Below are 12114 nucleotides of genomic sequence, written 5' to 3' on the forward strand. Positions count from 1 at the left end.
CACATAATCTGAAATACGATTACGAAAAGGCAACAATGCATCAGTAATCGTAAGTAAGATTATATCACAAAGACCTGACGAAAAAAATGGAAATCGTGAGGTCTATTTGTCATGCGAAAATTTATTTTGGAAGGAAGGGGTCCCCCTTCCTTCCAAAATAAAATCTATATTAACCAAATTATTTAATAAAAAATACTTGACTAGAGGTAAGAAAGGGGGATATGACGGAATGACTATGAAAGCCAAGCTTTTTGCTTTAATGGCAGGTTTTGTTTTTTTGTTATTGTCCAGCACGTTTCTAGTATTATGGTTGGAAAGAAACACTTTAGAGAAAAAAGGGAATGAAATAACTGATGAAGTATGGAAGGAAGCGGAAACAAAATTAGAGGCGGAAGTGGAGGCGTTTGCGAATCAAATTTCCAGAAATTTAGTTGAACTTGAGCAGTCGGTGGAGAAAAATATGCTGAATGCAGCCTATTTATTGCAGGAGCAGGATCGGGGGAGAACGTTACATAACGAAGATTTGAAGCGTTTGGCAGAGCAAACAGGGATGACAGATTTTTATCTAACAAACCGAGATGGAATTTTTGTCGCATCTACAGAGAAAGCGGCACTAGGGAATAATTTATTTGATATTTGGGACGGATATCGCAAATTGCTGACGGGTGAAGAGCAGATGCTGCCTTCAACCTTGACGATCAAAGCAGAGACCGGAGAGATTTTCAAGTTTATGGCCATTCCCCGCGCTGAGGGAAAAGGAATTGTCGAATCGGCGTTAGATGTAAGCAATTTTGAATCGTCGCTCGCCCGTCACATCCAAGAGAAGGAAGAAGTGAAAGCAATTTATTTGTTTGATCCCAAACAAGTCGTATTGATGGAAACATTAAAGAAAGAACAGCCATCGCTGTGGGAAAAAGGAAAGGCTGCAAAAAACGAAAATGTTCAGTCGGTCTTTTCTTCCGGAAAAGCTCGGATTTTCCTGAAGGACAATCATGTGGAGGCTTATGTTCCGGTAAAAGCGGATGGAAATGTGCGTTATGTATTATATACCTTGTTAGATGCTGCCCCGTATTTCCAGCATGCCGAATCCACTAACCAAGTATTGCAGGAGTTTCAGCAGTTGATTAATGGGGTTGGATATAAAATCATGCTGGCGATTTTTATCTTTTCACTGTTGTTCCTCTTTGTCCTTTTTGGTGTGATCCGCTCGGTGTTAAAGCCGTTGAAATTTTTCTCTAGAGTCCTGCGGGAAGCAGGGGACGGGCAGGAAGTAAAATGGGAGCAAGTAAAAGCGAAAGAGTTAAAAGAGATTCAAGAAGCAATTACAGAAGTGGTACAAAAGTACCAGGAAATGCTGTCGGCTATCCAAGGCAATTTAGTTGCTGTCACAAAGACCCAGAAGGAATATCGTTCAGAGATGGATACAACGCTGGAGACATTGGAACAGGTTACCAAGGCTGTGACAGATAATGCACACAACAATCAACAGCAAGCTGAGCAGCTGAATGAAGCCGGGGAAATCGTGGAAAATATGTCCCGTACCTTGACGAATGTTTCCAGCATGACATCCGAGCTCGAAGACTTCTCAAACAATGCCAAGGGTCTAGCGGAAAGCAGTATTCGGGGGTTGGAAAATATTACGAATGTAATAGAAAATATCTACAAAGGAGTAGAAGAAAGCGGCAGCCGAATCGAAAAGCTAGCCAAAAGTTCAGAGGAAATTGGAGGAATTATTTCACTAATTAAAGGTATTGCGGAACAGACAAACTTGCTGGCGTTGAACGCAGCCATTGAAGCCGCTCGAGCTGGAGAACAGGGGAAAGGATTCGCTGTCGTGGCCGAAGAAGTCCGAAAACTGGCGGAGGAAAGCAGAAGGGCAACTGATAAGATTGCTCAAATCTTATTGGATATTCAGCGAGAAATTGCCAGTACGAAAGAAGGAAATGACAATCAATTGTCAGTTATTATAAGCAGCAGACAGGGAATTCAGCATGCGAACGATTCTATTCAGCATTTGATTGATGCTACGAAAGAGTCGTCACGAAAGATTACCCAGCTGGGAGATTCGGTTGAAACTATGTTTCAAAACGGCCAATGCGTGATTGATGTATTTGAGAATATGCACGGCAACATTCAATCCAATGCCGCAAACAGCGAGCAGCTGCTGGCCATGGTGGAAGAGGTGACGGGAGCATTGAAGAGATTGAGGGATTTGTTGAATAACATGACAAATTCCACCAAAAATTTAGAGGAAGTAGCGGCTGCCACCCGCTAAAAATATGAATTGCCTATATAGAAAAGCCGCCGCAGCGGCTTTTTTTCTTTCAGAGAAGAAGAAAAAACAAATTGAACTGGAGAAATGAAAATATGAATGGTGTGGTTTATTATGGTATAGATTAGATGATTTTCTAAATATCTAAATAGAATATTACTTATTTTTTTTAAAGGTGGTGCGTTCTTTGTTATTTAACGAAGCGTTTAAAGCCATTGCTGATCCCACTAGAAGAAAGATTCTTTCCTTGCTGAAGAGTGGGGATTTAACCGCTGGTGAAATTGCTTTCCATTTTGATATGCAGAAACCGAGCGTGTCGCATCATTTAAAAATTTTGGGTCTTCGGAATATATGGTGGAATTACTTTTTTAACAGTTTGAAAACAATGGATGCCTAAATCGGATTATTTGGTGGAATGTTGAGTGATGTGTTGTGAGAAAGTTTAAATATTCTAATGAACAAGAGTGTTGCAAATAAATTTTCCAATGCCTTGTAAAAGTGTTACGACATACTGGAAAAAAGAAATTTATTGTTATGACTGTATTAGGTATTCAAAGCATCTCTGTCTAAAAAAAGAGATGCTTTTTTATGTGCGCCCGGCATGGGTGTAATCTCTAGGGTGAAAGTCCCGAGCCACGAAGGCAGAAGTAGTGGTTAGCCTAACGCAAGGGTGTCCGTGGTGACGCGGAATCTGAAGGAAGCGAGCGGCGAACTTCCGGTCTGAGGAACACGAACTTCATATAAGGCTAGGTATCATTGGATGAGTTTGCATAACAAAACAAAGTCCTTTCTGCCAAAGGTGATATAGAGTAAATGAAGCAGATAGATGGAAGGAAAGATTACACTCTTACCCGGGGAGGTCTGATGGATATGTGAAGTACCCTTCATAACCTACTTAGTGATAAGTAGCTGAACCATCAGAAGTCAGCAGAGGTCATAGTACGGATTGGTCTAGAACAATTCGGAAGGACCGAACAATTAAGAGAGAATAGCCCTTTGCATTCAGTGCGTCATGTTGAACACAGAAAACGTAGTACCTCACTTGAGGGAGGAAGCGGTGAATCCCGCAGGGGTCCTCTTGGAGGGTGGAGTGAGCACTGGCATAAGAAGACCAGCTATTCACGGAAGGAAGAATAACGATGCTCTTGAAACGAATCCTGTCACGGGAGAATATGCTTTTAGCTTTACAAAGAGTAGAAAAGAATAAAGGTAGCCATGGAGTAGATATGATGCCCGTACAAAACCTACGTCAGCACATAGTCGAAAACTGGATATCCATTAAAGAAGCCATTCTCAAGGGTACCTATGAACCAATGCCTGTCCGACGAGTCGAAATCCCGAAACCCGATGGCGGTGTTCGGTTATTAGGTATTCCAACCGTGACAGACCGTTTGATTCAACAAGCAATAGCCCAAGTACTATCCAGGATATATGACCCTATGTTCTCCGAACATAGTTATGGGTTTCGTCCAAATCGAAGTGCCCATGACGCAGTAAGGAAAGCAAAAGGTTATATCAGGGATGGTTATAGATGGGTAGTGGACATGGATTTAGAAAAGTTCTTCGATCGAGTGAATCATGACAGGCTGATGAACACATTAGCCAAGACGATTAAAGAAAAGCCACTATTGAAGCTAATCCGCAAATATCTACAAGCTGGTGTCATGATTAATGGTATGGTTTCAAGTACAGAACAAGGGACGCCGCAAGGTGGCCCTCTAAGCCCTCTACTTTCGAATATTGCACTAGATGAACTAGACAAAGAATTAGAGAAAAGAGGACATAAATTTGTTCGTTATGCCGATGATTGCAATATTTATGTGAAGTCGAAACGAGCTGGGGAACGAACAATGGCTAGTGTTCAACGATTTATTGAGGGGAAACTACGTCTAAAGGTCAACGAGAAAAAATCGGCGGTTGACCGACCATGGAAACGGAAGTTTCTTGGATTTAGTTTTACATCTTCAGAAGAGCCAAAAGTTCGAATCGCCAGAGAGAGTATAAAACGAATGAAGAAAAAGGTACGAGAAATTACATCAAGAAAGATGCCATACCCAATGGAATATCGAATTGAGAAATTGAATCAATATTTAATTGGTTGGTGTGGATATTTTGCATTAGCAGACACAAAGAGTATCTTTGGAAAATTAGATAGCTGGATACGACGAAGACTCCGGATGTGTTTATGGAAAAGCTGGAAAAAGCCAAAAACCAGAATACGCAACCTCATAAAGTTAGGAGTTCCTAGCTGGAAAGCCTATGAATGGGGGAACAGTCGTAAAGGTTACTGGCGAATTTCAAAAAGTCCCATATTACACAAAACCCTTGGAAACCCCTATTGGAGTAACCAAGGGCTTAAAAGTCTACAAAAACGTTATGAATTCTTGCGTCATCTATCTTAATTGAACCGCCGTATACGGAACCGTACGTACGGTGGTGTGAGAGGACGGGGGTTAATCTCCCCCTCCTACTCGATTTCACACCAACAAAAGAAATTACAATAGTAAAACAACAATAATATATAAATTAATAACAATAATTTATTGCAAGACAATAAACTTTGTATTAGGATAATAATAACGGTAAATAAGTGAGGTGCTTTTATGGAACGAGGAACAACACTCTTTTTAAAGATAGCTGTTTTTCTTATTGGGATTACGGTACTTGCTTTGTGTATATTTTTGTTACCTTGGTTAGCAAATTATACCGCAGAAATGTATCCAGAATATGCTTATTTGCAATATCCTGTATTAATTGGTTTGTATGTAACTGCAATACCATTTTTCTTTGCTTTATATCAGACTTTAAGACTTTTAAACAACATTGATAAAAACAATGCTTTCTCGGAGTTTTCAGTAAATGCGTTAAAAAATATAAAATACTGTGCAAATGCCATTAGCATTTTATATGTAATAGGTAGTATTTTTCTTATATCACAAAATGCCTTACACCCTGGAATAGCACTTGCAGGATTTATAATTATCTTTGCTTCATTTGTGATTGCAGTTTTTTCTGCGGTTCTTCAAAAGTTGTTAAAAAATGCCATAGAAATAAAATCAGAAAATGATTTAACGGTCTGAGGTGAAAAATATGGCAATTATAATTAATATTGATGTGATGTTAGCAAAAAGAAAAATGAGTGTAACAGAACTATCTGAAAAAGTTGGAATCACTATGGCTAACATTTCTATTTTGAAAAATGGAAAAGCAAAAGCGATTCGATTATCAACTTTAGATGCTATTTGTAAGGCTTTGGATTGTCAGCCTGGGGATATTCTTGAATATCAAAGTGATAAGGATACCCAAGAATAAATAATCAAATAATTAATTTAATAAGGGGTTGAGAATTTATGAAGAAATCGTTACTTTTATCAATTTCATTTTTGATAGTTATGTTTTTATCGGCTTGTACGGATAATTCTATGGAACCAAATGAGAATAACATGATTTTAAGTATAACAAATAATGCTAATTTTGATTTTTAATCAATAGAAATCAGCATTGATAAAATTACAGGCGGTATGAGTAATGCTGATGGTTCCAAAATACAAAAAGGAGACACATTTGAATGGGGTAATCTGATGAAAATATTTGATGCGCATTTACATATTATTGATCCAAAGTTTCCTTTATACGAAAATCAAGGCTTCTTGCCCGAGCCATTTACAACAGAGGATTATTTACAACATGTAAATACAGTTGATTTAGTAGGTGGAGCAATTGTTTCAGGCTCTTTTCAAAAGTTTGACCAAACATATTTGTTGGATGCATTACAAAAACTAGGAAAGAATTTTGTTGGTATAACACAGCTTCCATACGATACGTCCGACGAAGAAATTATTGAGCTAAATAAACACGGTGTCCGAGGACTGCGTTTTAATGTGAATCGCGGGGGCTCTGAGGACATTCGTCGATTAGATTATTTTGCTAAAAGAGTTTATGAGCTAGCTAATTGGCATACAGAATTGTATATTAATTCAAAAGAGCTGCCGGCTATCAAGCCAATTATCGCCCAACTTCCAGCAGTATCCATTGACCATTTAGGCTTGTCGAAGGAAGGATTTCCACATTTGCTTGCATTAATTGAAATGGGTGTACGTGTAAAAGCAACAGGATTTGGACGAATTGATTTTGACCCGGTTGAAGCGATGAAAAATATCTATAAGGTGAATCCAGATGCCCTCATGTTTGGAACGGACCTGCCTTCTACAAGGGCAAAAAGACCATTCCGGTTTTCAGATATCGAATTAATCCAAGAGCATTTTGATGATAAAGCAGTTAAAAAAATCCTTTATCAAAATGCAATGGAATGGTATTGTAAATAAAGTAAAGTGGAATTAAGTGCGAAAAAGGGAAATATAAAGCGAAAGTTTTCAAAAAAATTAAGAAAAGTAAACATTTCACGCCTTTTTATTGCATATTTATATTTTATTCAAACAAAGCATATACGACAAAATGGGATGTCTATTTAGATGGCATCCTCTTTTTTTGTTTTGGAGAAAATGGATTATGTCATGTTCTTCGCATGGAACTGTTTTTAACCTGCAGTTTAAAAAAACACATTGACTATCCAGTCAATTTTAATAACGAGATTTAACAAAAAATTGGATAAGGAAATTAAATGTAGTATAATGTAAAAAAATGTCTCGAGGATAATCAATGACTCTGGTCTCTCCCGTTTTTTATTTTTCCACAGTCAAGGAAACCAATCTGCAAGTAAACCGACGATCAGCGTGCAAAATGAAAATACTATATTTAATTAAAGGCGATCCAGCCAATTTGCGAATACGATAAATGCATTGATGTTCCCAAAATCGAAAACACTCAGGAACAACCGACTGCATGGCTTCATGTCAATTGACCGATACTGATTGCAATTAATATTGGATAGATCGTCGTATATACACGGGTACACTGGTCAACGTTTGTTTGCATCGTTTTCCTCTCCCAATAATTAATGAATAGTACATTATAATTCTTCTGGGTATTCCAGAAGCCATTAAGAGCGTTAATCCTTATAAATCAACAATATGAATGAATTTCATCACTCTAAATCCTTGTACATCAAAAGTTTCAAAACAAAAAAGAGTGCCCACAAAATATAAATAAAAAAGGTCTCATCACCATATTCTGTGATGTTCACACAATTCCGGAAATAAGTTAGCGAGATTGATACTCAATCTAGAGTAGCTCCTTCGTCAGCTTGCAGACCACTAAGTTGGTAGATGGAAGCGGTCAAGTGCTTTCCTTGACGGATTCCATTCTACCAACTACAATGCGGAAAGCTGATGAAGGGCATGGTTAAGCAACCTGATTTTTATAAGTTTTACCTGTACATTCCAAAAATACACGTAGCCGAAATCTTTCAAGGTTTCTGAAGCCAAAAGCACGTCTTTTGATGTTCTTAATCTTATGGTTTGTACCTTCAATCCGGCCATTCGTAAAAGGGGTAAGAAAATATTGTAAAATTTGTGCCTTCCAAAAAAAAAGGAGTGGGAAGTATTAAAAAAGATCTTTCATCGCTTAAGAAGGTTAACTTAAAATGATGAGAAAGCTTTTTGTTGCGATCACCGACGAATTACTAGTTGGCAAATTATAAGAATTAATGCTTCGGCTAAATGAATAAAGCTTGATTAGAGTTATATTTTTAACATTTGTCTTTTTGAGCTAAAACTAACATTATCATGAGTGTATTCGGCATTATCAGGACTTTTAGAAATAATTTTAGGTTTATATGAGTAAAAAAAGCGTTAATAGGTAAGACGATACCCTTTATAAATGTTTTTTGGCATTGGGAATCGCTTCAAGGTAACTGATTAAATATTCATTCGTATTTAGTGATTAATTGTGACAAAGATTAAAAATATAAATTTCAATAGCTTGGGAGGTTAATATGGGAGATGTTCAATCAAAAACAGTCAATGCTTTTTGTCTTTTCCTTGTAACGATTCACTTGCTTATTCTCTATTCGTTCGTTTTTATGACAGACAAATTAGATACTAGGCTTGGGCAAATGGGTTCTCTGATTACATTAGTTTTAGGAATAGTCTTTTGTTATCAGTCCTTTAAAATTAAATCCCCGTTTAGATATATTTTGCTAATAACAACGGCTTTTGTATCAATTTTAGCAGTACTAGTATTGCTGATATTCTTAATTGCTTGTTTTTAAAAGAAGGATTATGCACTCCTTTATATTGTTTCAACAATTTATGCTGAAAAAAAAACAATACGATAAGAATTGAAAGAAATCAATAAAGCAGTCTGCAACAGCATACAGTAGATGCAGCAAGGAAGGGGAATACAATGAATACGAATCTTTTCTATACATTCCTTCTTTTATTCTTGTTTGCCTTGTTAGCAAGATGGTTCAAATCGAAAGAAGCGGAATGGCTTGGATCGCTTGGAGAATATAAAGTCCGAAAAGAAATAAATAAGATAGAAGAATCGTCTGAAAAATACAAATCTTTTCATGACTTGTATATTCCGAAACAAGATGGCTCCACTTCGCAAATAGATCATATTATTCTTTCTGATTATGGGTTGTATGTGATTGAAACCAAAAATTACAGCGGTTGGATTTTTGGTGATGAAACGTCAAAATATTGGACACAAGTCATTTACAAACGAAAAGAAAAATTTCTTAATCCAATTTTTCAAAATAAAGGTCATATCAAGGCGTTAAGAAACTGGCTTGGGGAGGAGTTTGCACATATACCAATTCACTCGGTCGTCGTGCTTCTGCCGCGGGCAAAGTTCAAATCAGAAATTCATTTTTCCAATGCATACGTTATTTATCCAAAACAGCTGAAACAAGTGCTTGAGCAGCATAGAACAAGCGAGATCGACGGAGAAACAAAACAACAGTTGATTCGAAAATTAGAAACTGTCATTGCCAAGAACAAGCAGCAACAAAAAGAAATAAAAAAGCGGCATGTACAAACGATTCAAACAAATAGAAAGCAGGAGGATCGATATATTCAGCAAAACCGCTGTCCGAAATGCGGCAGCGCTCTAGTAATCAAAAATGGAAAATATGGAAAATTTAAATGCTGCAGCACCTATCCCAAATGCAGGTTTACACAAAAGATTCGCTAATTTTCTCTGTTGTAGAATAATTGTGGGAGCAATTGTACTCCCATGAAATATGAGTTAAATTCCAACTTCTGTGTGTGAACTCGTTTTATGGTTGGCTAACGAAACAATTTTTTGCAAGGAGCAAAAAAGTTACATGTTATTAACATAAGAACTACCATTTAATCATTTACTCTCGTAAAGCTGCCCTTGCTGCATCCATATATTCAATCCTCTGCAGGCGCGATCATAAATCTTTTGTTGTTCATCAAATGCAGTTGGGACGTTTTCTAATCCCAAAAATACCTTGATACGCGTAATATTTAATTTTGTCAGACTGTCGATGTGTAAACGTGACGAAACTCCTCGAATGCTATTTATGTATGAGTGGAATGTAAAAATTTGTTCCATTAACAAAAATGTTTTTTATTTACAATTAACATTTGACAATTCTTAGTAAATCGTTTATAGTAAATTTAAACTTAAGATCGGAAGGGTGAACTGACCTAATGAAGTACTAATCCTATTTATGAAAGGTTACAATTGAAGGCTATGTTTAGCAGACAATCTCTGCTGTGTTTGCAATGACTTCAATTGTCGTTTTTTCAGAATAGGATTGGTCTTCTATAGGTGGATCTAAAAGAATAGTTTCTTTTTGGTGTGCCCCTAAATATTTATGCCTCCTATTCTGAATGTATATAGGAGGCATTTTTTTGTCTCCTAAGTTAGTACAAAGGAGATGTTCATATGCTCTTATTAGAAGCTCATCATATAAAGCACTATGTACAGGATCGTTTATTACTAGATGTGGATCGATTGGAAATCCATCAAAAAGATCGAATTGGATTAGTTGGTCGAAATGGAAGCGGGAAAACGACGTTACTTCATATTTTAGCTAAAAAAATTTCTTCAGAGGAAGGGAGCGTTATTCAACATACTCAATTTGAACTTTTGCCGCAGTTTAAACGAACTGATACAACAAAAAGCGGTGGTGAAGTGACGCAAGAATATATTCAAAAAGCTTTTGTGAAAGATCCAGAGCTTTTACTTGCAGACGAACCAACGACAAATCTCGATACAGACCATATTGAATGGTTAGAAAAGAAACTGAAAGAGTGGCAGGGGGCATTTATCATTGTTTCACATGATCGCGAATTTTTGGATGCTCTTTGTACGACCATATGGGAAATCAATGAAGGAAAGATTAAGGAATATACAGGCAATTACAGCGATTATGTAGAACAAAAAGAAGTAGAGAGACGTCAAGAACAGTTAGCGTATGAAAAATACGAGAAAAAGAGAAAGCAGTTAGAAGAAGCATTAAAATTAAAAGAGAAAAAAGCGGAAAGAGCAACAAAGACTCCTAAAAAGGTAAGTAAATCAGAGGCGAAAATTACTGGAGCGAAGCCGTACTTTGCCAAAAAGCAAAAGAAGCTGCAAAAAACAGCGAAAGCCATTGAAACGAGATTAGAAAAACTTGAAAAGGTAGAAAAAGTGAAAGAACTCCCGCCGCTTAAGATGAACTTGCCGAATGCAGAAGCGTTTAAAAATCGAATTATCTTTCGTGTAGAGGATGTAACAGGCAGGATTAGCGAACGTGTACTTTGGAGCAATGCAAGCTTCCATGTACGCGGTGGTGATAAATTAGCGATTATCGGTCCAAATGGAAGTGGAAAAACGACGCTTGTAAAAAAGATCATCAACGAAGAGCCTGGCATTACACTTTCCCCGGCTGTGAAAATGGGTTACTTTAGCCAAAATTTAAATATTTTAGATGTGGAAAAATCTATTATTGAGAATGTCCAGTCTTCTTCTAAACAGAATGAAACACTTATTCGGACGGTTCTTGCGAGAATGCATTTCTTCAGAGATGATGTCTATAAGCCTGTAGAGGTTTTGAGCGGCGGTGAGCGGGTAAAAGTTGCACTGGCAAAACTATTTTTAAGTGATATCAATACGTTAATTTTAGATGAACCGACGAATTTTCTTGATACGGAATCTGTTGAAGCATTAGAGTCTCTTCTAAAAGAGTATGAAGGAAGCGTGATCTTCGTCTCCCACGATCGCCGATTCATTGAAAATATCGCTACACGAATTTTGGCAATACGTAATCAAAAGATTGTACTTTTTGACGGAACCTATCAGCAATATAAACATGCTCAACTGCAAAAAAATCGAGACACTGCAAAAGAAAAACGTCTCTTACTCGAAACAAAAATATCAGAAGTACTAAGTCGCTTAAGTATCGAACCATCTAAAGAATTAGAAATGGAATTTCAAAAACTTTTACGAGAAAAAAGGGAATTGGACAAGTTTGAATAATTGCGAAGAATTCTTTTTTGAACCAAGGTAATTTCGATGTATAGCTTTTATTTAAAGAGCAATACCAATATCGTCTTGGACAGTTGAGCAAAAAATACAGAAAAGATTTTACAGGAAGTGATGAAACTGCTTGGATCACGATCATTTAAAGCTTATAAAATGATCACGTGTATGTGTTAAGCACAAAATGCTGTCACAAACTTCAGGTATTATTGTTTTCTAAAGGGATCAGGATGGTGGGAGAATCAGCAAGTTAAAAGGAGATTAATGGACAGCTTCTTCAAGAAAATGTTGTATAAAAGCGGAATAATTGCTAGTTTTCTTTGACTTTTTCAGATAAGATCTCTATAATAATCGGTGTACTGAAAATTTAAAGGAGCATTCCTGTTAGAAGTTTTTTCGGGGACTTGAATAAAAAAAGCCCTCTTGGTATGATTCGGGGGTGTCAA

At 36.9% G+C, this 12114-nt stretch carries 7 protein-coding genes and 2 pseudogenes; 8 read left to right on the forward strand and 1 reads right to left on the reverse strand.

Features of this window, described 5'->3' with window-relative positions; genetic code table 11:
• The first annotated feature begins 229 nt into the window (after positions 1-229).
• From AC0KTX_RS15795 to AC0KTX_RS15820, 6 genes and pseudogenes are all read left to right on the forward strand, one after another.
• Complete coding sequence (locus AC0KTX_RS15795) at positions 230-2275, forward strand: methyl-accepting chemotaxis protein (RefSeq protein ID WP_474253048.1); 2046 nt, start codon at positions 230-232, stop codon at positions 2273-2275.
• A 184-nt stretch (positions 2276-2459) separates the two neighbouring features.
• Positions 2460-2609, forward strand: a pseudogene (locus tag AC0KTX_RS15800) (metalloregulator ArsR/SmtB family transcription factor); the annotation flags it as partial.
• An 802-nt stretch (positions 2610-3411) separates the two neighbouring features.
• Positions 3412-4674 carry a group II intron reverse transcriptase/maturase gene (gene ltrA / locus AC0KTX_RS15805; protein ID WP_474253049.1) on the forward strand — a complete coding sequence of 421 codons (1263 nt, stop codon included), beginning with the start codon at positions 3412-3414 and terminating at the stop codon, positions 4672-4674.
• A gap of 201 nt (positions 4675-4875) precedes the next feature.
• Positions 4876-5352, forward strand: a complete 477-nt coding sequence (locus tag AC0KTX_RS15810) for a DUF2975 domain-containing protein (RefSeq protein WP_094245811.1) — start codon at positions 4876-4878, stop codon at positions 5350-5352.
• Positions 5353-5362: 10 nt separating this feature from the next.
• The gene (locus AC0KTX_RS15815) at positions 5363-5584 is read left to right on the forward strand and encodes a helix-turn-helix domain-containing protein (protein WP_094245812.1); all 222 of its coding nucleotides are present in this window, start codon (positions 5363-5365) and stop codon (positions 5582-5584) included.
• A 269-nt stretch (positions 5585-5853) separates the two neighbouring features.
• Positions 5854-6597 (forward strand): amidohydrolase family protein, encoded by a 744-nt coding sequence (locus AC0KTX_RS15820; RefSeq protein WP_474253050.1) that lies wholly within the window; start codon positions 5854-5856, stop codon positions 6595-6597.
• 976 nt (positions 6598-7573) lie between these two features.
• Here the strand turns inward: AC0KTX_RS15820 and AC0KTX_RS15825 are convergent.
• Positions 7574-7753 (reverse strand): annotated as a pseudogene (locus tag AC0KTX_RS15825) (transposase); the annotation flags it as partial.
• A gap of 822 nt (positions 7754-8575) precedes the next feature.
• Here AC0KTX_RS15825 and AC0KTX_RS15830 point away from each other — a divergent pair.
• Both AC0KTX_RS15830 and AC0KTX_RS15835 read left to right on the forward strand, forming a co-directional pair.
• Complete coding sequence (locus tag AC0KTX_RS15830; protein WP_340881447.1) at positions 8576-9367, forward strand: NERD domain-containing protein; 792 nt, start codon at positions 8576-8578, stop codon at positions 9365-9367.
• A 723-nt stretch (positions 9368-10090) separates the two neighbouring features.
• Positions 10091-11665, forward strand: a complete 1575-nt coding sequence (locus AC0KTX_RS15835) for a Vga family ABC-F type ribosomal protection protein (protein ID WP_474253051.1) — start codon at positions 10091-10093, stop codon at positions 11663-11665.
• Positions 11666-12114: the final 449 nt, after the last annotated feature.

The sequence above is a fragment of the Aeribacillus sp. JST-2 genome (assembly GCF_056032925.1).

What these genes read in the sequence shown, in the direction of transcription:
- AC0KTX_RS15795 (WP_474253048.1), top strand. Translation starts at nt 230, where the DNA reads ATGACTATGAAAGCCAAGCTTTTTGCTTTAATGGCAGGTTTTGTTTTT.
- ltrA (WP_474253049.1), top strand. Translation starts at nt 3,412, where the DNA reads ATGCTCTTGAAACGAATCCTGTCACGGGAGAATATGCTTTTAGCTTTA.
- AC0KTX_RS15810 (WP_094245811.1), top strand. Translation starts at nt 4,876, where the DNA reads ATGGAACGAGGAACAACACTCTTTTTAAAGATAGCTGTTTTTCTTATT.
- AC0KTX_RS15815 (WP_094245812.1), top strand. Translation starts at nt 5,363, where the DNA reads ATGGCAATTATAATTAATATTGATGTGATGTTAGCAAAAAGAAAAATG.
- AC0KTX_RS15820 (WP_474253050.1), top strand. Translation starts at nt 5,854, where the DNA reads ATGAAAATATTTGATGCGCATTTACATATTATTGATCCAAAGTTTCCT.
- AC0KTX_RS15830 (WP_340881447.1), top strand. Translation starts at nt 8,576, where the DNA reads ATGAATACGAATCTTTTCTATACATTCCTTCTTTTATTCTTGTTTGCC.
- AC0KTX_RS15835 (WP_474253051.1), top strand. Translation starts at nt 10,091, where the DNA reads ATGCTCTTATTAGAAGCTCATCATATAAAGCACTATGTACAGGATCGT.